At 56.9% G+C, this 25,694-nt stretch carries 24 protein-coding genes; 9 read left to right on the top strand and 15 right to left on the bottom strand.

The genetic code is table 11. The features are described from left to right. Positions 1-3: 3 nt before the first annotated feature. The 5 genes from ACI2J2_RS03160 to ACI2J2_RS03140 are packed head-to-tail and all read left to right on the top strand — an operon-like array spanning position 4 to position 5,391. A complete protein-coding gene (locus ACI2J2_RS03160; RefSeq protein WP_404759402.1) occupies positions 4-945 on the top strand; it encodes a carbohydrate ABC transporter permease in 942 nt (313 codons plus the stop codon). Beyond that, positions 935-1,768 carry a carbohydrate ABC transporter permease gene (locus ACI2J2_RS03155; protein ID WP_209635317.1) on the top strand — a complete coding sequence of 278 codons (834 nt, stop codon included), beginning with the start codon at positions 935-937 and terminating at the stop codon, positions 1,766-1,768. The genes ACI2J2_RS03160 and ACI2J2_RS03155 overlap by 11 nt, the downstream gene beginning before the upstream one ends. A 3-nt stretch (positions 1,769-1,771) precedes the next feature. Next, positions 1,772-3,181, top strand: a complete 1,410-nt coding sequence (locus ACI2J2_RS03150) for a leucyl aminopeptidase family protein (protein WP_404759401.1) — start codon at positions 1,772-1,774, stop codon at positions 3,179-3,181. Continuing rightward, positions 3,181-4,338 carry an ABC transporter ATP-binding protein gene (locus ACI2J2_RS03145; RefSeq protein WP_404759400.1) on the top strand — a complete coding sequence of 386 codons (1,158 nt, stop codon included), beginning with the start codon at positions 3,181-3,183 and terminating at the stop codon, positions 4,336-4,338. The genes ACI2J2_RS03150 and ACI2J2_RS03145 overlap by 1 nt, the downstream gene beginning before the upstream one ends. Positions 4,339-4,398: 60 nt before the next feature. Further along, positions 4,399-5,391 carry a LacI family DNA-binding transcriptional regulator gene (locus ACI2J2_RS03140; RefSeq protein ID WP_265553732.1) on the top strand — a complete coding sequence of 331 codons (993 nt, stop codon included), beginning with the start codon at positions 4,399-4,401 and terminating at the stop codon, positions 5,389-5,391. A gap of 155 nt (positions 5,392-5,546) precedes the next feature. Here ACI2J2_RS03140 and ACI2J2_RS03135 read toward each other — a convergent pair whose 3' ends face one another. Beyond that, on the bottom strand, positions 5,547-6,473 hold the full coding sequence (locus tag ACI2J2_RS03135) for a N(4)-(beta-N-acetylglucosaminyl)-L-asparaginase (protein WP_209635325.1): 927 nt from the start codon (positions 6,471-6,473) through the stop codon (positions 5,547-5,549). A gap of 243 nt (positions 6,474-6,716) precedes the next feature. On the opposite strand from ACI2J2_RS03135, the gene ACI2J2_RS03130 reads away from it, so the two are divergent. Next, positions 6,717-7,691, top strand: coding sequence for an alpha/beta hydrolase (locus tag ACI2J2_RS03130; RefSeq protein WP_404759399.1), 975 nt, complete (start codon positions 6,717-6,719; stop codon positions 7,689-7,691). A gap of 1 nt (position 7,692) precedes the next feature. On the opposite strand, the gene ACI2J2_RS03125 is transcribed toward ACI2J2_RS03130, so the two are convergent. The 6 genes from ACI2J2_RS03125 to ACI2J2_RS03100 all read right to left on the bottom strand — a co-directional run bounded on the left by ACI2J2_RS03125 (position 7,693) and on the right by ACI2J2_RS03100 (position 14,852). Then, entirely contained in the window at positions 7,693-8,661 is a 969-nt protein-coding gene (locus ACI2J2_RS03125; RefSeq protein WP_265553738.1) for an ABC transporter ATP-binding protein, read from the bottom strand. Then, complete coding sequence (locus tag ACI2J2_RS03120; protein ID WP_404759398.1) at positions 8,651-9,637, bottom strand: ABC transporter ATP-binding protein; 987 nt, start codon at positions 9,635-9,637, stop codon at positions 8,651-8,653. Before ACI2J2_RS03120 ends, ACI2J2_RS03125 begins: the two co-directional genes overlap by 11 nt. Then, positions 9,634-10,584, bottom strand: coding sequence for an oligopeptide ABC transporter permease (gene opp4C, locus ACI2J2_RS03115; protein WP_404759397.1), 951 nt, complete (start codon positions 10,582-10,584; stop codon positions 9,634-9,636). Before opp4C ends, ACI2J2_RS03120 begins: the two co-directional genes overlap by 4 nt. Positions 10,585-10,586: 2 nt before the next feature. Beyond that, positions 10,587-11,543: an ABC transporter permease gene (locus ACI2J2_RS03110; protein ID WP_209635335.1), complete on the bottom strand. Its 957-nt coding sequence runs from the start codon at positions 11,541-11,543 to the stop codon at positions 10,587-10,589. Between the two features lie 48 nt (positions 11,544-11,591). Beyond that, complete coding sequence (locus ACI2J2_RS03105; protein ID WP_404759396.1) at positions 11,592-13,280, bottom strand: ABC transporter substrate-binding protein; 1,689 nt, start codon at positions 13,278-13,280, stop codon at positions 11,592-11,594. Between the two features lie 153 nt (positions 13,281-13,433). Then, positions 13,434-14,852: a PLP-dependent aminotransferase family protein gene (locus ACI2J2_RS03100; RefSeq protein WP_209635339.1), complete on the bottom strand. Its 1,419-nt coding sequence runs from the start codon at positions 14,850-14,852 to the stop codon at positions 13,434-13,436. 144 nt (positions 14,853-14,996) lie between these two features. Here ACI2J2_RS03100 and ACI2J2_RS03095 point away from each other — a divergent pair, with 144 nt between their 5' ends. Genes ACI2J2_RS03095 through ACI2J2_RS03085 form a run of 3 tightly spaced genes read left to right on the top strand, consistent with a single transcriptional unit; the run spans position 14,997 to position 17,565 of the window. Next, the gene (locus ACI2J2_RS03095; RefSeq protein ID WP_404759395.1) at positions 14,997-16,397 is read left to right on the top strand and encodes a cytochrome ubiquinol oxidase subunit I; all 1,401 of its coding nucleotides are present in this window, start codon (positions 14,997-14,999) and stop codon (positions 16,395-16,397) included. Between the two features lie 2 nt (positions 16,398-16,399). After that, positions 16,400-17,407, top strand: coding sequence for a cytochrome d ubiquinol oxidase subunit II (gene cydB / locus ACI2J2_RS03090; RefSeq protein WP_265553749.1), 1,008 nt, complete (start codon positions 16,400-16,402; stop codon positions 17,405-17,407). A gap of 14 nt (positions 17,408-17,421) precedes the next feature. Then, positions 17,422-17,565: a DUF2474 domain-containing protein gene (locus ACI2J2_RS03085; RefSeq protein WP_404759394.1), complete on the top strand. Its 144-nt coding sequence runs from the start codon at positions 17,422-17,424 to the stop codon at positions 17,563-17,565. Positions 17,566-17,611: 46 nt separating this feature from the next. Here the strand turns inward: ACI2J2_RS03085 and ACI2J2_RS03080 are convergent, their stop codons facing one another. Genes ACI2J2_RS03080 through ACI2J2_RS03045 form a run of 8 tightly spaced genes read right to left on the bottom strand, consistent with a single transcriptional unit; the run spans position 17,612 to position 25,621 of the window. Next, positions 17,612-18,700, bottom strand: a complete 1,089-nt coding sequence (locus ACI2J2_RS03080) for a fatty acid desaturase family protein (RefSeq protein WP_404759393.1) — start codon at positions 18,698-18,700, stop codon at positions 17,612-17,614. Next, the gene (locus ACI2J2_RS03075) at positions 18,697-19,779 is read right to left on the bottom strand and encodes a fatty acid desaturase family protein (protein ID WP_404759392.1); all 1,083 of its coding nucleotides are present in this window, start codon (positions 19,777-19,779) and stop codon (positions 18,697-18,699) included. Before ACI2J2_RS03075 ends, ACI2J2_RS03080 begins: the two co-directional genes overlap by 4 nt. After that, positions 19,772-20,905 (bottom strand): sterol desaturase family protein, encoded by a 1,134-nt coding sequence (locus ACI2J2_RS03070; RefSeq protein WP_404759391.1) that lies wholly within the window; start codon positions 20,903-20,905, stop codon positions 19,772-19,774. Before ACI2J2_RS03070 ends, ACI2J2_RS03075 begins: the two co-directional genes overlap by 8 nt. Next, on the bottom strand, positions 20,902-21,519 hold the full coding sequence (locus ACI2J2_RS03065; protein WP_209636119.1) for a phosphatase PAP2 family protein: 618 nt from the start codon (positions 21,517-21,519) through the stop codon (positions 20,902-20,904). Before ACI2J2_RS03065 ends, ACI2J2_RS03070 begins: the two co-directional genes overlap by 4 nt. Further along, the gene (locus tag ACI2J2_RS03060) at positions 21,519-22,802 is read right to left on the bottom strand and encodes a F390 synthetase-related protein (protein ID WP_404759390.1); all 1,284 of its coding nucleotides are present in this window, start codon (positions 22,800-22,802) and stop codon (positions 21,519-21,521) included. The genes ACI2J2_RS03065 and ACI2J2_RS03060 overlap by 1 nt, the downstream gene beginning before the upstream one ends. Next, positions 22,799-23,605 (bottom strand): MBL fold metallo-hydrolase, encoded by an 807-nt coding sequence (locus ACI2J2_RS03055; RefSeq protein WP_404759389.1) that lies wholly within the window; start codon positions 23,603-23,605, stop codon positions 22,799-22,801. Before ACI2J2_RS03055 ends, ACI2J2_RS03060 begins: the two co-directional genes overlap by 4 nt. Next, on the bottom strand, positions 23,598-24,614 hold the full coding sequence (locus ACI2J2_RS03050; protein ID WP_404759388.1) for an NAD-dependent epimerase/dehydratase family protein: 1,017 nt from the start codon (positions 24,612-24,614) through the stop codon (positions 23,598-23,600). Before ACI2J2_RS03050 ends, ACI2J2_RS03055 begins: the two co-directional genes overlap by 8 nt. Then, a complete protein-coding gene (locus ACI2J2_RS03045; protein ID WP_404759387.1) occupies positions 24,611-25,621 on the bottom strand; it encodes a 3-oxoacyl-[acyl-carrier-protein] synthase III C-terminal domain-containing protein in 1,011 nt (336 codons plus the stop codon). The genes ACI2J2_RS03050 and ACI2J2_RS03045 overlap by 4 nt, the downstream gene beginning before the upstream one ends. Positions 25,622-25,694: the final 73 nt, after the last annotated feature.

Here is a 25,694-nt window from a genome sequence, read left to right as displayed (position 1 = left end):
TCTATGCGTAAGCGATTTTTCAAAGGGCTGCTGCACGATCACCGCACCGCCTACCTGCTGTTGCTGCCGTTTATGCTGCTGTTCGCGGTGTTTAACGCGTTCCCGATCTTCTTTTCGGCGTTTCTGTCATTTCAGTCATGGAACCCGGTAAAGGGCCTCGGTTCGATGAAGTTTGTCGGGCTGGATAACTTTTACTACGCCTTCACCGACGATGCCTTCTGGGTGTCGCTGGTCAACACCATCAAAATCACGCTGGTGTCGGGCCTGTGCCAGCATCTGTTTGCGATTACGCTGGCTTACTCCTTGCTGCATATCATCGTGCGCGGCAGACGTTTTCTGAAGGCAGCCATCTTCCTGCCCTACATTACCTCTTCCGTGGCCGTTAGCCTGATTGTGTTCAACCTGTTTTCCCCCGTCGGCATGGTTAACGAGCTTCTCAGCGGGTTAGCGACCAAACTGCACCTCGGCACGTTAGCCGCCGCATTGCCCATCAACTTCTTTGACAGCGACTGGATCCGTTTCACCATCGCCAATCAGGTGACCTGGAAATTTACCGGCATCAATACGGTGATTTACATGACCGGCCTGGCATCTATCTCACCGGACCTGTACGAGGCCATTGAGCTGGACGGTGCGAGCCGTTGGCAGAAATTCCGCTATATCGCGCTGCCGCTGTTGGCACCTTTTATCTTCTTCGCCACGCTGATGACGCTGATTGGCAACATGCAGTTATTCAACGAACCGATGATCTTGACCCAGGGTACGGGCGGCGTTGACAACAGCGGCCTCACGGTGTCGATGTACGTCTACAAAACCGGCTGGTCCTACCTGGATATGGGAACGGCTTCGGCGATTTCCTGGATCTTGTTCCTGTTGATAGCCGTAGTCAGTGCCTTGGTGTTTTGGGGCTTCGGCAACCGGGGAGGTGTGAAAAATGATCGCTGAAGGCCGCCGTTTCGACACCGGAAAACTGGTGATTTATCTGTTGGTATCCCTGTTCGCGTCGTTGTCGCTGTTTCCGTTCTATTGGTCTGCCTTGCTGGCGACGCAGGACACCCGCAGCATCATGGGCATGTCTCTCCGCTTTGGCACGCATCTGGTGGAAAACTTCCGCGGGTTGGAACAACAGGTTCCGTTTACCCGTTCGCTGCTTAACACCCTGTATGTCACCGCCATGGCCACCTTGACCAGCGTGTTGGTTTCCGCTGCTGCGGGCTACGCTTTCAGCGTTTACCAGTTCAAGGGTAAGAAAGTGCTGTTCACTACGCTGATGCTGACCATGATGGTCCCCAGCGTGGTCAATCTGGTGCCTTACTTCTTCGTCATCAAAAGCGTGGGCCTGCTCGACCAGTTCGCCGCCGTTTGGCTGCCTGCCGGCGTAAACATCTTCGGTATCTTTCTGGTTCGCCAATACGTGAGCGCTTCATTACCCAGCGAAATCCTCGACAGTGCACGCATGGACGGCCTGAATGAATTACAGATTTTCTTGCGTATCGGCCTGCCTTTGATGCGCCCAGCATTGCTGACCGTGGCGATCGTTGTGGTGGTCGACACCTGGAACAACTTCATGCTGCCGTTGGTGGCGTTACAGTCACCGGATAAACAAATTCTTCAATTGGTACTGCGCAGCCTGAGCGGAGCCACCGCCACGCCGTGGAACCTGGTAATGACCGGCAGCTTCCTGGCCATCGTGCCACTGCTGATTGCCTTTATCTTCTCGTCCAAACAAATGATGGAGAGCCTCACGCGTGGGGCGGTCAAAGGGTAACTTATGCAATCAATCGATATTTACAGCGTAAAGGGCGCGGCTGCGCACCAGCACGTCATCCTGTTTGCTGCCACAGAGGAGCAACTGCCCGCCACACTGCAAGATGCCGGGCTGCAACGGGCAAGCGTCGGTGTACTTTATCCACTGGGTGAAAGGCGATTTGGCCTCAACGTCGGCCCCCGTCTGACCCCTGCCGCGCTGCAAGATGCCGGGGCCGTTATCGCCGCCGGGCAAAAAGACTTTGGGCTGCAGCAGCTGCGACTGACGTTGGTCCCGGAACTGACAGCAGACGATGAGACCTGGCGCTGGCTGCTGTTTGGTTTGCGTCTCGGCGCTTACCGCTATCAGCATAATGCCAGCGTAACGCTGGCCGATCCGACGCTGCGGCTGAGCAGCCAAGATGCCGCAACGCAAGCCTTGTGCGATTGGGCAAACCTGCATGCCGAGGGCGTGATCGCCGGCCGCGAGCTGATGAACAAACCCGCCAATATTCTCTACCCTGAAAGCTTCGTGGAGGCCGTCGCGCAATTGCCGTTCAGCCATCTGCATCAGGAGGTGTTAGGGGATGAACAAATGGCTGCGCTAGGCTTTGGCGGTCTGCTGGGCGTTGGCCAGGGCAGTGCCCGGGCATCGCAGTTGCTGATACTCGATCACCATCCAGCCAATGCTCGTCACACCCTGGCGCTGGTCGGCAAAGGCGTGACCTTCGACAGCGGTGGCATCAGTATCAAAGGCGCGGCGCGCATGAGTACCATGAAGTTTGATATGGGCGGTGCAGCCGCGGTCGTGGGCGCAATGCGTATCATCGACGCGCTGCAATTGCCGATCCGTGTCATTGGCCTGTGTGGGCTGGTGGAAAACATGCCCTCTTCACGCGCCCAGCGCCCTGGCGACGTTGTAACCATGCACAACGGCAAATCGGTGGAAATCATTTCGACTGATGCCGAAGGACGCATGGTGTTGGCGGACGTCATCAGTTATGCCCAGCAACGCTTCCAACCGGACTATCTGTTGGATATTGCGACCCTGACCGGTGGTGCAGGCGTAGCGCTAGGCAAGGAATATGCCGCCATGATGGGCAACGACGATGCGTTTCTGGCTCAGGTTACCCAAGCAGGCAACGCTAGCGCAGAACCGGTATGGCCCATGCCACACGGCGGCTGGTATCGCGGTGTGCTGAAATCTGAATTTGCCGATTATCGCCACGGTGGTGAGGATCCGCACGGCAGCCCGTGCGTGGCCGCAACCTTTATCAGCGAATTCGTACAGCCGGGTCAACGCTGGGCGCACCTGGACATCGCCGCCATGTCGACGGATATGCCGCACCGCAAGCTGTACGCCAACGGTGCATCCTCATTCGGCGTGCTATTGCTGGCACGACTCAGTTCCCTGCTTGCACAAACGGAGCACTGATGGCTTACGTAGAACTGGTTGATATCAACAAACGCTATGACAACGGCTATCAGGCCGCCAGCAACGTCAATCTGCAGGTGGAGAAAGGCGAGTTTGTGGTGCTGCTCGGTCCGTCAGGCTGCGGTAAATCTACCACGCTGCGGATGATTGCCGGGTTGGAAACCCTGTCTTCCGGTGAATTGCTGATCGACGGCGAACGCATGAATGACGTGCTGCCCAAATACCGCGACATCGCCATGGTATTCCAGAGCTATGCGCTGTACCCGCACATGACGGTGTACGAAAACATGGCGTTGTCGTTGAAAATTAAAGGAATGGCTAAAGCAGAGATCGCTAGCCAAATTGCGGCCGTTGCCGACATGCTGCATCTGACCGAGTTTCTAAAGGTCAAACCGGGCCAGCTTTCCGGCGGTCAACGTCAGCGTGTGGCGCTGGGGCGTGCCATCGTCCGACGCCCCAAGGTATTCCTGTTTGATGAGCCGTTGTCCAATCTCGACGCCAAACTGCGTAATCGCATGCGCCAAGAGCTGTCGGCACTGCACAAGGCCATCGGTGCCACCATAATTTATGTCACTCATGACCAGGTTGAAGCCATGACCATGGCCGATAAAGTGGTGATCATGAATCAGGGTAAAGTACAGCAGATTGGCACACCGCTGGACCTCTATCACCGGCCAGTTAACCGCTTTGTCGCCGAGTTTATTGGCTCACCGCAGATGAACTTGTTCGATGTGCAGGTACAGGTTCAGGGGACGCAGATTGTGCTACAAGGCGATTCTGGCTTGCTGCTGCCCGTGAACACCGCCGAATTTCCGGCGCTGGCGACAAAAGCGGGCGAGTGGCTGACGCTGGGTTGCCGACCGGAAGCGTGCAGCATCAGCGCACCGCAGGTGGAACCGCAGGTGGAACCGCAGGTGGAACCGCACCTGCGCGGTACGCTGGTGTACAGTGAAAATCTGGGTGCAGAAAGCAATCTGTTTGTTCAGGGTGACAATGGCGCACAATACATCGTGAAGCAACACACTCAGCAGCACTACCCGCAGGGTTTGCCGCTGGCGGTGACGCTGGATACCACTGCCCTGCACTTTTTTGACCCAAACAGCGGCGAGCGTCTGGCACCACACGGGGAAACAGTGTTGCCGGCCGGCATTCTGTGAGACCATACCGCCGCTGCCCCTCTTACCGCAGCGCCCCGTTTTCCGTTGAGTACTTGCGCCATGCCGATTAAAAAAGTCACGTCTCACGATGTCGCCCGCGTAGCCGGCGTTTCACGCACCGTGGTTTCCCGCGCCTTTTCCAATCAAGGCCGGGTATCGCAAAAAAATCGTGAGTTGGTGATGCGTGTGGCCAGCCAGTTGGGCTATGCACCCGATGCGATTGCCCAAAGCCTGCATACCGGTAAAACCGGGTTTGTCGCGGTCGTGGTTAACCACTTTCATGACCTGTCTGATTTGGAGTTTTTCGATCGTTTGGTGGAGCAGTTGCAAAACAGCAACCGGCAGGCGGTGATGATCCGATTGGAAGGCATTGAAGATCCGGCCAACTACCTCAAACAAACCATTTCTTATCATGTTGATTCCGCCGTGGTGTTCGCCGACAACATTAGCGCTCGCACAGCGAAAGATCTGTTCCGCATCGCCACACCGATCATGCTCAATGGGTTAGCCGGTGACGCCCTGTGCGATGCGCTCAACGCCGATGAAGCACCCAGCCTGCAACAACTGGCAGCGCTAATGGCGCAAAAAGGCCAACGACATGTGGCGCTCCTTGGTGGGCGCAGCAGCGCCAAAGGCGAACAAGTGCGCCAGCAGACCTTTTTAGCCCATGCGGCCACACAGCAACTGCAGATCGTGGCGCAACTCAGCGGCGACTACAGCTATCAAAGCGGTTTCAAACTGGCACCACAGCTGCTGGCAGCGCAACCGGCCCCACAGGCCATCTTCTGCACGGCCGATTCGATGGCGATGGGTGTGATGGATTATATTCGTTTGCATACGCCGCTGCGCATCCCACAGGACGTCGCGGTCTACGGCTTTGACGATATCCCGATGGCCGCCTGGCCAAGCTACCAACTGACCTCGGTGCGCCGGGATATCAGCGCGATGATCGCCGCCATTGTCAGGCTGGTGGAGTTACGCAGCAGCAGCCCGCAGGCCGCACCGCAGCAAGTGACCATTCCCACCGAACTGGTGGTGCGTGCCTCTTGCTGAACGAGCCGCTTTCGGCGGTTCAGGCTGTCGTCATCCCCGTGAAAAGGCTAAACCCGCAGGGATCGAACAGGGTCGACCCGCGTTACCCCATGGATTCTGCTCTTGGGCGCAGCATGCAGCGCCCCACCCCACCTCTTAACCCCCAGAGCACTGTGTCAACGGGTGGTTATGATCTCGGCATCGCGCAATTCTGGTGCCGCCATACCGGTTTGCCACAGCCAGTATTGGATGGGGCCTGGGCAGTTCAGGCTCACCACCTTGTGATTGCCGTGTTTATCGACGGCATGGATCGTCACCCCTTCGGTATAACCGTCCTTCAGGTAGTTCAAATCTTCGATCGCTTCATACACCGCCTGATCCAGCGTCATCCCCATCTTCATGTACAACACGACGGCACGGCTGGTGCCGCAACGAATGGTCATTTCCCCGGTATGCGTACAAGCACAAGCGCCGTAACGGCTGTCGGCATACGAACCGCTGCCGATAATTGGGCTATCCCCCAATCGCCCCGGATATTTCCACGCCCAACCCGAGGTAGACGTGGCTGCGCTCAGTGTTCCCCCGCCATCAAGCGCTAAAAACACCGTAGTGTCACGTACACGTTCGGGATCGGTGGCATTGTTAGACAGCCCGGCCAGCGGAATATTCGGCCAGTCACGTCGCTGTTCTGCGCTCATCGCCTGTTCCAGCTTGTCCCACCATACGCGTTTGGAATCGGCGATCAGGTTATCACCCGCCAGCGCGCCAATTTCGGCAGCAAACCGGGCGGCTCCGGCACCCACCAGAATTTCGTGGTTAAGATCTTCCATCACCCGGTACGCAACCTCCACCGGATGCAGGTAGCCTTGTAACGCCCCCACAGCACCGGTGCGCAAACTGTCACCATCCATTACCGAGGCATCCAGTTCCATCTCACCCAATACGTTCGGCCAGCCACCATAACCAACAGTACGCACACTCGGGTCCAGTTCCACCAACTTGATGCCATCAACAATGGCGCGCAGGCCGTTGTGTCCCTGCTGCAGCCGTTCGGCAGACAGAGCGATACCCGGATGCCCTTCAGAATTTGCAATCACAATCATAAGGTTATGTTTCCTGCACGGCGTTGAGCGCCAAAAGAGATGCACCGGGGCCTCCGGTGATTGCCGCCAATGGAACACGTGTTCCATTAATAACTAAAAAGTATCGTTGCCCCGTTGAAAAGTCAAACTCAGGCGGCGAAAAGCGTGGTGCAACACGTCTTTTCACTGCGTGCTGTACGGACAGCAAACACCTGTCGTTCGACTACACTGTGATCTCGACCGCAAAACGCTTGAGGAGCCAAAATGCCTAAAAAAACTGTAGATCCAAGCCAACCGGCAGCACAGCAGGATATCCGTGCCTTTCTGGACGCGTTGAATGCAGGTGGTGGCAAGCCGATGGAAGAGATGAAACCGAAAGAGGCGCGTAAGGTATTGGAGGGCGCACAACGCAGCGTCGACGTGCCACTTCGCGAGGTCGAGATCAACGAGAAGACGATCCATGTCGAGGGGCAGGACATCCTGTTGCACATCGTGCGTCCAGCCAAGGTTAAAGAAGCGCTGCCGGTATTTATGTTCTTCCACGGCGGTGGCTGGGTGCTGGGTGACTTCCCTACCCATGAACGGCTGGTACGCGATTTAGTCTACAGCGCAGGTGCCGCAGCGGTGTTCGTCAACTATACCCCCTCGCCGGAAGCCCATTACCCGACGGCCATTAATCAGGCCTACGCCGCCACTGAATGGGTGGCCGAATACGGCGAAAAAATCAACGTCGATGGCTCCCGCCTGGCCGTGGTCGGCAACAGCGTCGGTGGCAATATGGCGGCGGTGGTCAGCCTGATGGCCAAAGAAAAAGGCACCCCGGCGCTGCGCTGTCAGATCTTGCTGTGGCCCGTGACGCACGCCAACTTTGACACCGAGTCCTATCATCAATTTGCCGAAGGCCACTTCCTGACGCGCAACATGATGAAATGGTTCTGGGACAACTACACCACCGATAAAGCACAGCGTAAGGAAATTTATGCTTCACCGCTCAACGCCACGCTGGCACAGCTAAAAGGCCTGCCGCCGGCGCTGGTCCAGACCGCTGAACTGGACGTACTGCGTGATGAAGGTGAAGCCTATGCCCGGCTACTGAACGCTGCCGGGGTAGAGGTCACCTCCACCCGTTACAATGGGTTGATCCACGATTACGGCCTGCTGAACCCCATCGCCCATGTGCCGGCAGTGCATTCCGCCATCCATCAGGCCGGGCGAGCGTTGAAGCATTATCTGGCCTAGGTTATTCGGCATAATGGCAAGCCACCCTATGTCCCACCGCCACCGTACGTAACGCCGGGGCCAATTCCCGGCATTGTGCGGTCGCCCGCGGGCAACGGGTATGAAAACGGCAGCCGTGCGGCGGTTGCGCAGGGTCAGGCAACTCCCCCTGGGCCATCGCCTGCGGCAGCCGTGAAGGATCCAGACGAGGTACCGCCGCCAGCAACGCCCGGGTATAAGGATGCCGTGGCTGCCGGAATAGGCTATCGCGATCGGCGCTCTCCACAATCTGACCGAGATACATCACCGCCACGTCCTGACACAAATGCTCCACGACGCCAAGATCGTGAGAGATAAACAGGAAGGTCACCCCTTTCTGCTCCTGAAGATCGGAAAACAGGTTGATGATCTGTGCCTGGATCGAAACGTCGAGTGCCGAAATCGGCTCGTCCGCGACGATAAATTCCGGCTGCAGGATCAACGCGCGGGCAATACCGATACGTTGGCGCTGACCACCGGAAAATTCATGCGGAAAACGCCCATACTGTTGCGCCGATAATCCGCAGATCTTCATAGTGTCAATCACCCGGTCACGCAATTCACTTTTATGCGCCAGCCCATGCTCCATCAGGGCCTCACCGATGGCATCGCCAATACGCATCCTCGGGTTTAGCGAACTGTATGGGTCTTGAAACACCAACTGCATCTTCGGGCGCAGGGCACGCAATCGGCGGGGACTGAGCTTATCCAGCGCCTGCCCGTTGAATAACACTTCACCGGCCGTTTTGTCGTGTAGCCCCAACAACGTACGGCCTACGGTGGTTTTCCCACTGCCCGACTCACCGACCAGGCCGAAAACAGTGCCTTTGCGAATACCAAAGCTGACATCATCCACCGCCCGCAGTTGTCCGGTTGTCTGGCCAAACACCCCTTCACGCAGCGGAAAATGCTTCTTCAAGCCTTTCACTTCCACCAAGAGATCAGACGGCATGAAAACGCCCTCCCGCATTGATAAAACAGGCAGATTGGCGCTGCAAAGTCCCGTACAAAGGCGGAATGCCGTCACGGCAACGTGCACTGGCCTGAGCGCAACGATCGGCAAAGGCACAGTGATCGGGCAGATTGGCGAGATCGGGCACCTGACCGGGGATCGAGTACAGTCTGCGCCGCCGCTGGCCGGCGACCGGCCGTGAAGCCATCAATCCCTGGGTATAGGGATGTTGTGGGTTGGCTAACACCTCCCGCGTGTCCCCCTGCTCGACAATGCGTCCGGCATACATCACGACCAGCCGATCGGCCATCTGGGCAATCACGCCAAGGTCGTGGGTGATCAACATCATGGCCATGTTATTTTTACGGCTCTGCTCACGCAGCAGCGCCAAGATCTGCGCCTGCACGGTGACGTCCAACGCCGTGGTGGGCTCATCGGCAATCAGCAAGGCCGGCCGACAGCTGATGGCCATGGCGATCATAACGCGCTGCAACATACCGCCAGAAAGCTGGTGCGGATAACAGGTCATCAACTGTTCTGCTCGCGCCAACCCGACCTCGGTAATCAGCGCCGTCGCCTCACGCCAGGCGGTCTTTGGTGCTGTCCCTCGATGGCGGATTAACGGCTCCACCAATTGTTCGCCGATCGTCAATACCGGGTTCAGCGCGCTCATCGGTTCCTGAAATATCATGGCCAGCCGGTTGCCGCGCAAATCACGCATTTGTTGCGGACGCAGTTTGAGCAAGTCCTGCCCATCAAAATGAATTTCACCGCCGTCGATCTGTGCCAGCGGCTGCGGTAACAGCCCCATCAGCGCCATCGCGGTGACGCTTTTGCCGCAACCTGACTCGCCGACGATGCCCAGCGTCTGTCCGGCATGGAGTTCAAAGCTGACTTGCTGTACCGCACGCACCTGCCCTTGTTCGCCATTGAAAGCCACCGACAGTTGATTGAATGCCACCAGTGGTCGACTCATCGTTTCACCCCGTTCATTTTCGGATCGAGTGCGTCCCGCAGGCCGTCACCCAGAATATTAATCGCCACTACGGTGATAAAAATGGCCAACCCCGGCGGCATCCACAGCCAGGGGCGACGCTGAAAATCGATCAGGCTGTTGGCCGCATCCATCATGTTGCCCCACGACGGCGTCGGCGGCACCACGCCCAGCCCCAGGTAACTGAGCGCTGACTCGCTGAGAATGGCGTTGGCGACACCCATGGTCGCCACTACAACCAAAATCGGAATGGTATTCGGCAACAGGTGACCAAACAAACGTCGGCGCGTGGACAGGCCCAAGACTTCTGTCGCCAACATAAAATCACGCTCTCGCAATGACAGGATCTGCCCGCGCACCAACCGCGCCAGGGACGGCCACCCCAGCAGGCTGAGCATGATCATCACCATATAAATGCGGTAGTCCGGCGAAACATCCAGTTCGGACAACATCGCCCCCATGATAATCAGCAATGGCAGGCTGGGAATGGTCATCAACAGATCGGCAAAGCGCATGATCAACTTATCCACCAGTCCCCCCAGATAACCGGACAGCGCGCCCAGCAGGTAGCCGAGCGTGACTGACAGCAGCATGGAGACCAAACCTATGGTCAGCGAGATGCGGCCTGCCAACAACAGGCGGGTATAGATATCGCGACCGAGAAAATCTGTCCCTAGCCAATGTTCGGCATTAGGCGCGTGGTTAATGTTTAGCGCATCGCCGGCATCGTCCTGCCACGGCGAAAACATCGGCCCAAAAACGCAGAGCAGGGTCAAAACCAGCAGCAGCAACAGCGAGGCCATCGCCAATCGGTGGCGACGCAGCCGTTGCCAGGCCTGTGCAACCGGTGGCGGCGACATTTGCGCCAGGGCGGGTAATTGCGCCTGCCGCCAACGACGACGGCGCCCAAAAAACAGCGTTGCCAACATACTCACCTCAAACGAATTCGCGGATCGGCATAGGCGTACAGAATGTCCGCCAGCAGATTGCCCAAAATGGTCAGCACCGCCAGAAAAAGCGTAAAGCCCATCAACACCGGGTAGTCGCGCGCAGCCAGAGAGTCAATGTGAATGTGCCCCGCGCCGGGCCAGTTGAAGATTTTTTCAGTGATCAACGCACCGGAAAACAGCGCGGGCAATTCAAACCCCAGTAGCGTAATGATGGGTAACAGCGCATTGCGCAGCGCATGTTTGACGATCACCGTTTTTTCCTTCAGACCTTTGGCCCGGGCGGTACGGATATAATCCATGCGGATCACGTCCAGCATGCTGGCGCGGAAATAGCGCGTCAGGGTCCCAGCCTGCAACATCACTAATGCCAGTACCGGCAACAACAGATGTGCCGCCACTTCCCCCACCCAGGCCAATCCGGTCGCGTCACTGCCCGTTCGCAGCATGCCGCCCGCCGGTAACCAGTGCAGATCGACGGCAAACCATTTGATTAACAGCAAACAGAGGAAAAAAGTCGGGAATGACATTGCGCCGAACACCGCCACAGTGACCAGATGATCAAACAGCGAATAGGGTTTCATCGCCGACGCCACGCCGACCGCCAACGCAATGCCCCAGTAGAGCACCAGTGCCACTGACGCCAGCAGGAATGAGTTCCAGATGTACTGATTCAGCAAGGTGCTGACCGGGATCTGGTACTGTAACGAAAAGCCGAGATCGCCTTGCAGCAGGCGACCAAGCCAATGCAGATAGCGGGTGAACAGCGGCTGATCCAACCCATACAACGCCCGCAGCTCGGCAGCCCGTTCCGCAGTAAGGTTGATGTTGCCGTCAATAAAGTCGCCAGGCGTCAGCGCGAAGATGAAGAAAATCAACAGCGAGGCCAGTAACATCATCGGAATGGTTTGCAGCAAACGGCGCAGGATAAAATTTCTCATGGTGTTTTCCATCACCACCGCACGGCATCGCGCGGCGGCGCATTGCCGTTACTGAGCCAGTTTGACGTCCGGCAAACTGCCCGTCAGGCCGTTGTAAACATCCGGCTTAAAACCGCTGACGCGCGCACTGCTGGCGCTGAGCACTTTACGGTTCCCCAGCAGGATCACCGGTGGATCCTCCGCCAGTACCTGGTACAGCTTATGGTACAAAGGCTTGCGCTGTTCAATATCCAACGTGGCGTTAGCGTGGCTAATCAGCTGATCCACCTGCGGATTGCTATAGCCGGTTTCACTCATCTGGCTGATGAAATCGCGTACCCCGTCATGCGGGTCATTCAGCCCGCTGGTGCTGAGCGATGCCAGGTCATAATTACCCACCTTGCGTTGGGCCAACAGCGCATTGAAGTCCAGCACCTGCGGCTTTAATAGCACCCCAATCTGCCGGTAGTTGTCTTTGGCAATGGGCACCAATGCATCGTTAATCAGCTTCTTGGTCACCAACAGCGTCAGTTCCAGCTTTTTGCCGTCTTTCTGACGAATACCGTCTGCACCCGGCACCCAGCCAGCCTGATCCAGCAGGCGTTTCGCTTTGTTGACGTCGTAAGCATAAGGATTGATACCCTGCGGATCATAGGCCCAGGAAACGGGAGAAATAGGCTGGTTAGCCACAGTGCCGTAACCCTGGTACACCACCGTAATCAGTTTCTGACGATCCAGGCCGTAGATCAGCGCCTGACGTACGCGCGCGTCCTGTAACGCCGGGCGCTTAAGGTTAAAATCCACCCGGCTGTAATCGCTTGAGCTGTACAAGTTGATGTTGGCGAAACCCAAGAGTTTTAACTGCTCAATATCATCTGGCTTGGAGGTGAAGGCGTCATAGTCGGTTTCACCGGTTTGGAACAGCTGGAAGTTGGTCGTCGGGTTGGTTACGCGGTAAATAAAGCGCGCCACCGCCGGCTGACCCAGGTAGAAATGAGGGTTAGCGTGGAAGCGAATCTCCTGCCCTGGAATGTATTTGTCGTAAATGTAAGGGCCGTTGCCTAACGGCTTGCCATTCAGTGCGCGAACGCTTTCCAACTTACCGCGCTGATAGTCCTTGCCGTAATACGTCTTCGACAATACCGGCCCGCCAATCAGCTGCAGCGTGGTAGCGCCCGGCTGGGTGGTGGTGATCTGAATCGTCCGATCGTCGATCACGTTCAATCCGCTAATGCTGGGTGCTGTGCCGTTCTTGTATTCGGCGCCACCCTGAATATGCGCCGGGGTAATGTCGGTTTCACCGTCATAGGCCGGGTCATGCAGCAGCGTCAACGTAAAGGCGATGTCTTCGGCTTTGATAGGTGAGCCGTCACTGTTGACCAGATTAGGGCGCAGCTTGATGGTATACACTCGGTTATCCGGGCTGACTTGCCAGGACTCAGCCAACCGCGCCACCGGTTTCCCTTCCCTGTCCAGGCCAATTAACCGGGTGAAAATCACGTCGGTGACGTTCTCATCCCAGCCGTTGGTAAACAGATAAGGGTTAAAGTTGCCCTGTGGCTCGAGAATACCCGCCACCACGGTGTCTTTTCTCAGCTTGGCAGCGGCCGGCACCAAACTGGCATCGCTCGCCGGAGTGATCCCCTCGGTTAACGTTTCTGCCTGTGCACTGCATGAAAGACCTATCGCGGTGGCCAGCGCCAACGGCACCAAACGTTTTTGCAACAGCCTGTTTATCTTATTTTTTATTCTGCTCACCCCAGCCCCTTGTCTACCCGTTGATAAAATGTGACAAAATTTATCGCAGAGTAATGGGCGGCCGGAGGGCTGTCTAACAACGAAACCGGCATTCCATTGCCGGAAAAAGCATTATGAATTTTTCTATTGCGAAACCCGATTGCTCAGCGTGGCTCAGTCTGCCGGTTCAAGCTGCCGGATAAGTTTGGCTAAGGTTTTGATCGCTGCCTCGTGCTTGTCGCTCCAGTCAAAAGAAGCGTTCAAGCGGAAGCAATGGTTGAAATGATTGCCGGTAGTGAACATCCTGCCCGGTGCAATACTCACCCCCAGAGCCAGCGCACGCTGGTATAGCTCCATCGACGACAACGCCGGATCCAGCTCCAGCCACAGGAAATACCCCCCGTCGGGTTGGCTGACTTTCACCGTGGACGGGAAATGATGGGCGATAGCTTGACGCATCATACTTTGGCGCTGCGCCAGCAACCGGCGCAAGCGCCGCAGGTGTGTATCGTAACCGCCGTGTAGCAAATAATCGGCGAGCGCCAACTGCGTAGGGACGCTGGTCGATACGGTGCTCATCAACTGCAACCGTTGGATTTGCTGGGCATAGCGCCCCGCCGCTACCCAACCGACACGAAAGCCCGGTGCCAGGCATTTGGAGAACGACGAGCAATGCAGGATCTGCCCGCCACTGTCCAGCGCTTTGGCCGGTTGCGGACGCTCGGCGCTGAAATACAGCTCGCCGTAAACATCATCCTCGATCAACGAAATCTGGCGCTCGCGCAGTACGCTTACCAACCGCTGTTTATTTTCCTCCGGCATGCTGGCGCCCAACGGGTTCTGGAAGTGGGTCATTAACCAACAGGCCTTGATCGGGTACTGCTCTAACGCCTGTTCCAGCGCGTCCAGATCGATTCCGTCCTGCGGATGCGTGGCGATCGCCACCGCCTTCAACCGCAGGCGTTCCAACGCCTGCAATGCGCCATAAAAAGCCGGAGATTCAATCGCCACGTAATCCCCCGGCTGCGTCACCGCCTGAAGACTCAGGCTCAATGACTCCATCGCCCCGGCAGTAATGACTATTTCGTCCGGCGCTACCTGCATACCACTCAGCGCATAACGCTGGGCGATATGCCGCCGTAATGCATCATTGCCGGGCGGCAGGTTAGCCAGTGAACTGTGCGGCGTAAGTTTGCGCGCAACGCTGCTCAACGCCCGCGCCAGTTTAGGTTGAGCAAACAAGGTGGCGTCGGGGAACGCCGAACCGAAAGGAATAATAGCCGGGTCTTTGCACGCCTGTAGCACATCAAAAATAAAGGTGTTGATATCCACCTGTTCACTCAGCAACAGTTTTTCACCGTGCACCGGCTGTGGTAAGGGTTGCGGACGCGCCGCCACGTAATAACCGGACTGCGGCCGTGCAACGATCCACCCCTGACTCTCCAACAGTTGGTAGGACTGCACTACCGTCATCAGACTCAATCCCGCACGTTTACCGCTTTCACGCAGTGAGGGCAGTTTATCCCCCGCCCGCCATACCCGGTTCTGGATCTGTTCACGAATCTGTTGTGCAAGCTGCTCATATCTGGTCATAGGCCCTAACTGTTATATGAAAAAGTGAAATAACTGTCACTATTATAGTTACTGTACTCCGTGATTAACTTAGCGCCAAGCTTTCCACAGAAAAATTACCGCTATACTGAAGAGGTTATTTTATGTTCAACCCAAGGAGGCGCCATGCTGGGTCTTGATGCACTAGAACTTGCCAGAATACAGTTCGCCTTCACCGTTTCTTTCCATATTATTTTCCCTGCAATCACCATCGGCCTGGCCAGTTATCTGGCGGTGCTGGAAGGTTTGTGGCTGAAAACGCGCAATGAAACCTACCGCGACTTGTATCATTTCTGGTCGAAAATTTTTGCCGTTAACTTCGGCATGGGCGTGGTTTCCGGCCTGGTTATGGCCTACCAATTTGGCACCAACTGGAGTTTCTTCTCCGAGTTCGCCGGCAGTATCACAGGGCCGCTGCTGACCTATGAAGTGCTGACCGCCTTCTTCCTGGAAGCGGGTTTTCTGGGCGTCATGCTGTTTGGCTGGAACCGTGTCGGCCCTGGCCTGCACTTTTTCGCCACCTGCATGGTGGCGCTGGGTACACTGATTTCCACGTTCTGGATCCTGGCGTCCAATAGCTGGATGCAGACGCCTCAGGGGCACGAGATCATCAACGGCCAGGTGGTGCCGGTCGACTGGCTGAAAGTGATTTTCAACCCGTCATTCCCGTATCGACTGTTGCATATGTCAACCGCCGCCTTCCTGTCTTCGGCGTTCTTCGTTAGCGCCTCCGCAGCCTGGCATTTATTGCGCGGCCGCGACACGCCAGCCATGCGTAAAATGTTGTCGATGGCCATGTGGATGGCACTGATTGTCGCCCCAATACAGGCGATGATCGGCGATGCCCACGGCCTGAATACGCTAAAATACCAGCCGGCAAAAATTGCCGCCATCGAAGGTCACTGGGAAAACCCGCCGGGGGAAGCCACGCCGCTGATCTTGTTCGGTTGGCCGGATATGCAGCGTGAGGAAACCCGCTTCAAGCTGGAAGTTCCCTACCTCGGTAGCCTGATCCTGACCCACAGCCTGACCGAACAGGTCCCGGCGCTGAAATCCTTCCCACCGGAGGACCGCCCTAACTCCACGGTGGTGTTCTGGTCATTCCGCATTATGGTGGCCCTGGGTATGTTGATGATCCTCGCCGGGGTCTGGAGCCTTTGGCTACGCTGGCGTGGCGGGTTATATCAATCGCGCCCGTTCCTCTATTTCATTCTCTGGATGGGGCCTTCCGGCTTGCTGGCGCTGCTGGCGGGTTGGTTCACGACCGAGATTGGCCGCCAGCCATGGGTCGTTTATGGCCTGCTGCGTACCAAGGATGCCGTTTCTGCGCACGGCGACCTGCACATGAGCATCAGCTTATTGGCGTTTATCATCGTTTACTGTTCGGTATTCGGCGTGGGCTATTCCTACATGATGCGGTTGATCCGCAAAGGGCCGCAGCAGCATGAAAACCATGAAGACGATACCGACGGCCGACCGGCACGACCGCTCTCCGCAGTAAAAGACACCTTGGACGACAGGAGCTGAACATGGGTATTGATCTTCCGTTGATTTGGTTTGTGATCATTGTGTTCAGCACCATGATGTACGTGGTAATGGACGGTTTTGATTTGGGTATCGGCATCCTGTTCCCGTGGGTAAAGGACAGCGGTGACCGCGATGTGATGATGAACACCGTCGCCCCGGTATGGGACGGCAACGAAACCTGGCTGGTCCTGGGCGGCGCGGCACTGTTTGGTGCCTTCCCGCTGGCCTACGCCGTGATCCTCGACGCACTGGCTATTCCGCTCACCCTGATGCTGTTCGGGTTAATCTTTCGCGGTGTGGCCTTTGAGTTTCGCTTTAAAGCCCGGCCAGAAAAGCGCCACATTTGGGACAAGGCATTTATTTGGGGGTCGATCTTTGCCACCTTCAGCCAGGGGGTGGTGGTCGGGGCCATCATTAACGGCTTCCCGGTCAACGGCCGTACCTATGCCGGTGGCGCACTCGACTGGCTGACGCCGTTCGCGCTGTTTTGCGGGCTGGGGCTGGTGGTGACTTATGCGTTACTCGGCTGCACCTGGCTGGTGATGAAAACGGCCGGCGACCTACAGGCGCGTATGTATTGGTTGGCAACGCCGCTGCTGGTGATCCTGCTGCTGGTATTGGCCGTCGTCAGTATCTGGACGCCCATTGCTCACCCGGAAATCGCCACACGCTGGTTCACGTTACCTAACCTGTTTGTGCTGCTGCCAGTGCCTATATTGGTGCTGCTTAGCGCCTGGGGCATCCGGCATGGGGTGAAAAATGCCGCGCATTACTCGCCGTTCTTGCTCACCCTGCTGCTGGTATTTCTGGGGCTCAGCGGATTGGGCATCAGCATTTGGCCACTGCTGATCCCACCGTCCATCACCCTGTGGCAAGCCGCCGCGCCACCGCAAAGCCTCGGTTTTATGTTGGTGGGGGCGCTCTTTATCATTCCGATTATTTTGGTTTATACCTTCTGGAGCTACTACGTGTTCCGCGGCAAGGTCAGCCATGAACATGGCTATCACTGATGAGGGAAGAAACTATGCAGGATAAAACCTCACCCACCCCTTGGTGGAAACGCATCGGCTGGCTGGTCGTGATCTGGAGTGCCAGCGTGCTGGGGCTGTTTGCCGTCGCGTCGATGTTCCGGCTGTTGATGAATGCTGCGGGCATGAGAACGCATTAACCCAGGCGCTGTCTGGCAAGCGTGGGCGGTAAAATGCCCACGCTAATCACTCCCCCGGTTTTCGCCCCATCGCGCTCAGAAAACGCTGTTGCAAATGCAGCAGCTCCCCCAACGCCAACACCCGATAGTCGATCCCAAAACGCGGCGCCACCTCAGCAATAATACGGCTCAAGGCCGGGTAATGCCGGTGACTCCAATGCGGAAACAGGTGGTGTGTCAGATGCAAATTGGCACCGCCCAACCAATAGCCCAGCCAACGCGGCCGGAGAAACCAGTCAAACGTCGTGGCGAACACATGATGATACCAGCCGTGCGGTAGCGGCCCCTGCGCCGGCGCCTGATAAAACTTCGCCTTGGCCCAATGGGTACCGATAATCAGCATCACAAACAGCAATGACGAAAGCATCTGGCTCAGCAAATACACCAGCACAAGTTGCCCCACGCCTATCGCTGGCGACAACAGGTAACAGGGTATCGCCAACGCCAGCAGCACATGAGCGGTTTTGCCCATCAAAAACACACTCCAGCCACGGATCCCCCGTTGCGCCATTCGTGCCGCGACCCGGGTTCTTCCCGCCCGATCCAGCCAATCGAACAACCAGATGTAATACGGGAAGGTCATTGCAGCCACCAGCGGCCAGTAAAAACGCTGAGCACGCATAAAAGGCCGCCAATGCTGGAATGGCGTCTGACGCAGTACGCCGTTGGCGTCGATATCGGGATCGTAATGCTCTATGTTGTTGTGTGCATGATGAAAAATAACGTGCCGCACCCGCCAGCAATCAGGATCTAATCCCAGTGGAATGCTCACCAGGCAATTCAGCCAGCGATTGGCCCACGGTTGCCTGAAAAATGCGTTATGCGACGCATCATGAACCACGTTTACCGTGAGGAACATTCCAATAAAAATAAAACCGAAGTAACAGGCAAAAAACGCCCAAAAGCTGTGTTGTTGCAGGCTCAGGCCATAACAAAACGCACACAGCGCCAGCAGTAGCAACACCTTGGCCAACATGCCCCTATCCGCAAAACGGTGGTCGCGGTTTTCGGCCAGGTAATGCTGCGCGGCCTGCATCAATGCACGATGCAGGCCAGAGTCATCACGCTGAAAAGCCAGCGGGCGCAACGCGGTCATGGCTGCCCCATCCGGCGTAAGAATTGCTGTTGCTGCGCCAGCAGCTCAGTGTAACCAATGCAGCGATAGTCCATACCATGCTGTGCCGCCAGCTGCGCCACTATGGCGGCCAGCGCCGGATAATGCCGGTGATTCCAACCGGGGAACAGATGATGGGTCAGATGATAATTCAACCCGCCGGTCAGATGCCGTAACGCACGCGGCGAGGTTTCCCAATCGCACGCGGTAGCAAAATTGTGTCGATACCAGCCGTGCGGCATGCTTTCGCCTTCCGGCACAGCGTAAAACTCAGCCTGCGCCCAATGGGTGCCCAACAACAAAAACACCACCAACAGTGAGGCACACATCTGACTGAGTGCATAAGCCAGCAGAACCCATTGCCAACTGATGCCATTTTGTTGACACAACACCAGCGGTACGGCCAGCACCAGCAGCAGATGGCCAATCTTGCACAGGATAAACACGGCCCAACCGCCGCGCCCCGGTAAAATATTCTTCTCATGCAAGGGGGTTTTCCCCATGCGATCCGACCAGTCAAAAATCCAGGCGATATAGGGCAGCGAGAGTGCGGCAATCACCGGCCAATACAGATGCTGATAGCGCATGTGTTTACGCCAGCGTTGAAACGGCGTTTGGCGAAAGAAGCCATTTTCCTCGGTATCCAAATCGTAATGTTCAACATTGGCATAAACGTGGTGATACTCCACGTGCCGCACGCGCCAATAATCCGGATCCACCCCCAGCGGCAACGTGACTAACCGCCCTACCAGCCGGTTGGCCCAGGGGCTGAGCAAAAAGGCATTATGCGAAGCATCGTGATTCACATTCACGTTGAGCAACATCCCCATCATCACAAACAGGAAATAACAGCCGAAAAACGCCCACGGCTGTTGCTGCATCAGACTCAGCACATAAAAAGCGCAGCACAGCACCAGCAGCAGTGCCGCTTTGGCCAGCCGCCAGCCGTCAGCATAACGGTGGTCGCCCACCAAATAGGCGTGCGCGGCCTGTTTGAGCGCACGATGAAACGCCTGTTCTCCATCGGCGGGAAAACGCAGCGGTGGAAGCGTATCAGCCATGCGACACCCCCGCCGGGACCGGCTTTTTCGCCCGGCCCCATCCTAATGCCACGCAAACACCGTGCAGTGCGATAACGGCCATCGCAATTTGCCAATAGCGCTGCGACCACCCAAGATAACCGATGAACAACAGCGGAATACTCAGCGTAATCAGCAACCAGGCAGCAATCGCCCAGCGATGTCCTTCTGTCATGCCCCCCAACGCCATTGACCCAAACGCCAGCAGGACCAACAACGCCATTTGCGGCCAGCTCACGTCACTGTAGCCGTAGCCGTACTGGTAAACATAACCAATGACCAGCGTAAACAGCAGCATCGCGCCGCTGAACACGCTCAGCGCCGAGCAACGGAAACGCCCCGTGGCCACTTTAGGCCGCCAGGACAGGCGTAAGTAACGCAAGAAAGGAAGATTGCTCGCCCAGAACGGATTCGCAGACGGCTTCTCGCCGCTGACGCCGTACACAAAGGGCGTTTCAGGCAGGTTAGGGCAAAAAGTACCGAACAGTTTGTCCCAGAAGATAAAGCTGCCACCAAAATTTTTGTTCGAATAGGCCATGTCTTTAACGTGATGCACCCGATGATGCGCCGGCGTGACCAGGATTTTTTCCAACAGGCCAAGCTTGGGGGTTAGCGCATTATGGTTAAACAGCTGAATGCTGTAGTGCAGGATAGACACCGTGACAAACACTGACAACGGCACCCCCAGCAGCGCCAATAATAAAAAGAACGGGATTGACGTAAGTGACGAATACCAGGAATTTCGCACCCCCAGCGAGAGATTGAAATGCTCCCCCTGGTGATGCACCACATGCACTGCCCACAGTACCCGTAAATAATGGTGCAAGCGGTGCAACCAGTAAAAGCCGAAGTCCCACGCCAGCAGGGCAAACAGCCACATCAGCACCGGTGGCCAGCTATCCAACAGGCCCAGGCTAAAATGCGCCGCCACGTAGCCATAGCAGGTGATCTCCAGCCCGCGAAACAGCCACAGCATGATATGACCGGAGTTCAAATTGAACACCAGATCGTGCCAGTTCACCTGCCGCCGCTGGGCGTACTGCAACACCAGCGCCTCGCCAATGACGACAAACAGCATGAACACGATTGGCAACGCCAGTTCGCTCATCCTATTTCTCCTTTGACGGCATTTCGCCGCACGCTATGTAGGCGCTGCACCACCCAACCGGCAATAAACGCCAACAGAGCCCCACTGACCAGATCAACCAGCAAATGGCGACGCAATTGCAGAATGGAAAACGCGATCGCCAGTGCCCATAACATGAGCAACGCCGTTCTCACTTTACGCTGCCTATCGCTCAATGCCCACACGGCCAGCACCGTTAGCGTCATGTGAAGCGAGGGCAGGCAATTTTGCAGTGAATCGACCTGGGTCAAGGCCGCCAGCAGTTGCGAACTTATTCCGTCGCCCTTGTCTTGCGGATACACCAACGTGGTTGGCCACAACAGGTATACCGCTCCTGCGCCCACGGCGGCCAATTGCATCGCCGCTCTCAGCCATTTGACCCGCTGAATCGGCGCCAACAGATAGCCGAGCGGGACAATGATAAAGAAGGACAGGTACAACCAAATGGCTGACGGGCTAAACGGGATCCAGCGGTCAATTGCCGATGGCGGGAGAACGGTGCCGGTTCCTTGTAGACGATCGGTTAAAGTATAAACGACGCCCACACATCCCCAGCCCAGCAACATTTGCCACAGCCGGTACACTACCGTCTTCATCATGCACCCGCCCGGCGGATAATCCGCCTTCTCTTACGATCAAACTGCGGCATCACCGCCTGTACCGTCCGTTGCCACTCCAGATTGGCGATGGCAATGCCCTGCTGTTCAAACAATGCGGCCAGCTGCGTCTGACAGTGTGCCAGCTCGGCCTCGCTACAGTCGGCGATCAGGTGCAATTGCTTCTCACCCTCTTGGATCAGCCGATAATCGCTGGTCAGCGGCAACGCATTGGCAATCACGCGGCTGCACACGTCGGCAAACACCACCTGCGGCTGTTCAAACTGATTGGGCAACACCAGTTGATCGTCACGCCGCCCTTCGATACGCGCAATCGCCATTGAAGGCTGCCCACAAGGACAAGGCTCTGTCTGTTTGACCAACACGTCATCCAGCCGGTAGCGAACAATGGGCTGGGTGCTACGGGTAAAGTCCGTGATCAACGGTGTAAAACGCTGCGCATCGATCCACTGCGGTTCAATATGCAAGAATTCTTCATTCAGATGCAGAGTGCCGTGCGAACACGTGGCGGCCAGGAAGCCCTCAGTGGCCTGATACACCTCCCCCACCACGGGAAAGACCTGCGCAAGCAGACGTCGGTCTTGTTCTTCCAACACCTCCGCCACCGAAATCACCTTCTTGACCTCAAGACGAATCTGTTTGGCTAACACCGCCAGCGCCAATGCGCGCAGTACCTGCGCCGGTGCGACAATGATGGTCGGTGCTTGCTGCTCTAGCCGAGACAGCTGTGGGGTAAAAGGCGCAAAGAGATCGTAAAACGCCAGGCTCAGCCAACGATTGTTCACGCTGTGATACAGGTTGTTGTCCGCCCGCAGAAACAGCGCAACGCGCTCACCGGCAAACAGACCGTCCGGCAGCATTTTCGCCAGCATGCCTCCGGCCCAAACCTGCTGTTCACGCGGGCTGACGACAAAAATGCCACGCTGCCCTGATGTTCCCGACGACAGACCGACGCTGTATTTCCCGATTTTCGGCGTAAAATCCCGCTCGGCTTCGCTGCGCTGCGCGCAGGCCAACAGCGTATCCCGTTGCAACCCGGCCGTGTTCATTTGATCGAACTGCGCCATCATCAACGCCTTGTCCATCTGCGGCCAGGTGGCTATCGCTTGCCGGTTGAAGCGCCTAAAGTACGGGCTTTTGCTCAAGACGCGCCGTGCGAATCGTTTTAACTGCCTGTTCTGGTATCCCACCAAAGACTGGCGATCGGAAAAGGCTAAACGGCGCGCCCGAAAGTAGTGCCACAGTGTCATTAACGGGATCATAAGTCGCCCTCATGGCACAGCAGGATCTCGGCGTTGCCACTCGCCCACAGCTGGTTCAGCCGCTCCAGCGTGCGGTAATAGGCGTTGGCATCCTCCATCACCAGGTTGGCCAACCGTGAAGGCCCGCGCAACTGCTGATAGCTTAACGGAGACCAGGCGGCGTCGCTGGCGAGCAGCGTCCAGCCGTTATCGGTGAGGATAAACGCACCGATATGGCCAGCAGCGTGTCCCGGCAGATCTACCAGCACGATGTGCCCTTCGCTGCCCGGTAACGCATAGCCGCGATCGAAGGGGGCCAGCAGCGCTGGCAGACTGACCTGAGGAAAACTTTCGATAAACGCCAGGTTTGTCTCAAAGCTTTCTGGGATCAGGCCAGGGATAAAGGCGCGTTTTAATGCGGCAAAGCCGCGCAGCTCACGGGTTTTCCGCCAACCGTCACCGGAACAGATAAAGTCGAGGTGTGCAAAATCACGCAGCCCGGCGACGTGATCGGCATGAAAATGTGAAACGATTAACGCCTGAATATCATTGGCATCATAGCCAGCGGCGCGCAATTGTTGCGCCAAGGATGCGTTGGCGTCGAAATACACCGGCGTCATCTGCCGGTAGATACGGAAAATGCCGGACTCTGTCTGCTGCTGGAAATAATGTGCATAGCCGGTGTCCCACAGCCAACGGCGTTCTCCCACTTCCAGCAGGTAAGCGCGCGCCGGGAATTTGCACACCCGGAACCCGGCGCCACGCAGCGCCATACAACCGATGTGGGTACAGTACCCCACTTCAAACACCGTCACCTTAGCCATAGGTCACGCCTCCCTGCTGTTTAAGCCACTCAGCGGTCAGGCGGATCCCTTCCTGCATCGAATAACGGGGTAAATAGCCCAGTTCTTCGATGGCGCGGGTCGGGCTAAGCGTCATATCGAAATACACCGCTGCCACGCTATAACGCGTGAGCAAGGGCTCTTTGCCGGTAAAGCGGGCCAGCAGCTCCAGCCCCCCAGCCAGCACACTCAGCAAGGGATACGGCACAGACTGTAGCCGATAATCTACCCCCATCTGCTGACGCAGCAACGCATCCAGCATATCCGCCAGCCGCTGCGGTTGGTGGTTTGTGATGTTGTAAACCGCACCGGATGGCAAACGGGGCTGGCGGCTCGCCAGCTCCATCGCATGCACCACGTTGAGTACAAAGGTCAGATCCAGCCGTGCTTTCCCTCCGCCGGGCAAGCGCAGTACACCGCGGTCGCGATCCAGCTGTTGCAGCAGACGTGGCACAATCACTCGGTCGTGTGGGCCGAATAAACCTCTCGGGCGCAGAATAACGTAGGTCGTTTGCGGGTAGCGCGGCACGGCCCCCAGTAACCGCTGTTCCGCGGCATATTTACTGGCCGCGTAATGATTGGCGAAGCGTCGCGCACGGTATCCTTCCTCAACATCTTGATGAGGTTTGAAATCGAAATAAATTGCCGGCGTAGAAATATGAATAAAGCGCTGCACGCCGCACGCCCCTGCCGCCTCAGCCAGCTTTTCTGTGGCAACCACATTGGCCTGATAAAACTCGGCCTTGCTGCCCCAAGGGGAGGACTTTGCCGCACAGTGCCATACCCAATCGCAACCCGCCATCAGTTGCCGGCACTGTTCCGCCGTGGCCTGCGTTAAATCCAACGGACTAAACTCGGCCCCCAACTGCCTGAGCTCGTCGCCGGCTTGCTTATCGCGCCCGGTAGCACGCACCTGATAGCCTGCGTCCAGCAACCCCTGTGCGGCATTGCGGCCCAGCCCACTGGTGGCTCCCGTGACCAACACCTTCACGGCAGCAGTACCATGCCAGCCAGGGATAACCCGGCGGCGGTGCCAATGAGCATCACCGGCTTCCCAGGGTTAAAGCGTCCGTTGGTCACCGCGGCATGCAGAGCCGTGGGAATAGACGCGGCCACCTGATTGCCGTGATAGCGGTAAATGTCCACCAGCACCTCGCTGGACACATGCAGCCGCTTACGCATATGTTCAAGTGACAGATGACTGGCCTGATGCGGCACAACCGTGGCGATCTGCGCCAACGTCAGGCCGCTGGCGGCCAGCAGACAAGCAAGGTAGTCTTCGATCAACGCCGAGGCCTGACGGAACAGCTGTTTACCTTGCATATGAAACAGGAAGTCGCTGCCGGTCATACCCGCCCGTGGATTACGGCGGGTGCCCCCGGCGCGGATCTCACACAGTTCACTGCCTTCGGGGTAAGTTTCCACCAGGCTTGCCAGAATGCCACTGGTTCCCTCACCCCGCTCAACAATGGCACAAGCCGCGCCATCGCCAAAAATCAGCGAGGACTCTTCATGATCCCAGTCGATGCCGCGCGAGGCCAAATCTGCCGAGATAATCGCAATACGTTTATAGGTGCCGGTATTGAGCAAACCGGCAGCCACTTGCATCGCAGAGATAAAACTGACGCAGCTGCTGTTAATGTCAAAGCCTGCCGTACCGGGTGCCAAACCGGCGATTTTGAGAATGTGCGCCGCAGTACAAGGCAGCGCCTGCACCGAGATCGCAGACGCGGAAATCAATAAGTCGATGGATTGCGCGTCGATATTGCAACGGGCCAAGGCATCCTGTAACGCAGCCACCGCCAGCTCAGCCTGACTCGCATCATCAGCCGCGTGATAACGATGAACGATGCCGGAGCGTTTTTCGACGTAACCGGCAGGCTTACGCAACAACCTGTCCAGTGTGGAGGATTCGACGCGATTAGGCGGTAATGCCGCCCCGGTAGCGATGACCTTCAGAGGCAGCAACGCAGGTGACGAAAAAGCGTGTATTGTCATTATTGTTATTGATTAACCTGAATATCCATAAAGCGATCTCCCGGCGCTACGCTACTGGCAGCGACGAGTCATC

The sequence above is a fragment of the Serratia sp. NPDC087055 genome (genome assembly GCF_044900985.1).
Classification (GTDB): domain Bacteria; phylum Pseudomonadota; class Gammaproteobacteria; order Enterobacterales; family Enterobacteriaceae; genus Serratia.
This window is presented reverse-complemented; position numbering and strand designations above follow the sequence as displayed.

Bases quoted from the DNA above. Each gene is read 5' to 3' on its own strand.
- ACI2J2_RS03160 (WP_404759402.1), top strand. From the start codon at position 4: ATGCGTAAGCGATTTTTCAAAGGGCTGCTGCACGATCACCGCACCGCC.
- ACI2J2_RS03155 (WP_209635317.1), top strand. From the start codon at position 935: ATGATCGCTGAAGGCCGCCGTTTCGACACCGGAAAACTGGTGATTTAT.
- ACI2J2_RS03150 (WP_404759401.1), top strand. From the start codon at position 1,772: ATGCAATCAATCGATATTTACAGCGTAAAGGGCGCGGCTGCGCACCAG.
- ACI2J2_RS03145 (WP_404759400.1), top strand. From the start codon at position 3,181: ATGGCTTACGTAGAACTGGTTGATATCAACAAACGCTATGACAACGGC.
- ACI2J2_RS03140 (WP_265553732.1), top strand. From the start codon at position 4,399: ATGCCGATTAAAAAAGTCACGTCTCACGATGTCGCCCGCGTAGCCGGC.
- ACI2J2_RS03135 (WP_209635325.1), bottom strand. From the start codon at position 6,473: ATGATTGTGATTGCAAATTCTGAAGGGCATCCGGGTATCGCTCTGTCT.
- ACI2J2_RS03130 (WP_404759399.1), top strand. From the start codon at position 6,717: ATGCCTAAAAAAACTGTAGATCCAAGCCAACCGGCAGCACAGCAGGAT.
- ACI2J2_RS03125 (WP_265553738.1), bottom strand. From the start codon at position 8,661: ATGCCGTCTGATCTCTTGGTGGAAGTGAAAGGCTTGAAGAAGCATTTT.
- ACI2J2_RS03120 (WP_404759398.1), bottom strand. From the start codon at position 9,637: ATGAGTCGACCACTGGTGGCATTCAATCAACTGTCGGTGGCTTTCAAT.
- opp4C (WP_404759397.1), bottom strand. From the start codon at position 10,584: ATGTTGGCAACGCTGTTTTTTGGGCGCCGTCGTCGTTGGCGGCAGGCG.
- ACI2J2_RS03110 (WP_209635335.1), bottom strand. From the start codon at position 11,543: ATGAGAAATTTTATCCTGCGCCGTTTGCTGCAAACCATTCCGATGATG.
- ACI2J2_RS03100 (WP_209635339.1), bottom strand. From the start codon at position 14,852: ATGACCAGATATGAGCAGCTTGCACAACAGATTCGTGAACAGATCCAG.
- ACI2J2_RS03095 (WP_404759395.1), top strand. From the start codon at position 14,997: ATGCTGGGTCTTGATGCACTAGAACTTGCCAGAATACAGTTCGCCTTC.
- cydB (WP_265553749.1), top strand. From the start codon at position 16,400: ATGGGTATTGATCTTCCGTTGATTTGGTTTGTGATCATTGTGTTCAGC.
- ACI2J2_RS03085 (WP_404759394.1), top strand. From the start codon at position 17,422: ATGCAGGATAAAACCTCACCCACCCCTTGGTGGAAACGCATCGGCTGG.
- ACI2J2_RS03080 (WP_404759393.1), bottom strand. From the start codon at position 18,700: ATGACCGCGTTGCGCCCGCTGGCTTTTCAGCGTGATGACTCTGGCCTG.
- ACI2J2_RS03075 (WP_404759392.1), bottom strand. From the start codon at position 19,779: ATGGCTGATACGCTTCCACCGCTGCGTTTTCCCGCCGATGGAGAACAG.
- ACI2J2_RS03070 (WP_404759391.1), bottom strand. From the start codon at position 20,905: ATGAGCGAACTGGCGTTGCCAATCGTGTTCATGCTGTTTGTCGTCATT.
- ACI2J2_RS03065 (WP_209636119.1), bottom strand. From the start codon at position 21,519: ATGAAGACGGTAGTGTACCGGCTGTGGCAAATGTTGCTGGGCTGGGGA.
- ACI2J2_RS03060 (WP_404759390.1), bottom strand. From the start codon at position 22,802: ATGATCCCGTTAATGACACTGTGGCACTACTTTCGGGCGCGCCGTTTA.
- ACI2J2_RS03055 (WP_404759389.1), bottom strand. From the start codon at position 23,605: ATGGCTAAGGTGACGGTGTTTGAAGTGGGGTACTGTACCCACATCGGT.
- ACI2J2_RS03045 (WP_404759387.1), bottom strand. From the start codon at position 25,621: ATGACAATACACGCTTTTTCGTCACCTGCGTTGCTGCCTCTGAAGGTC.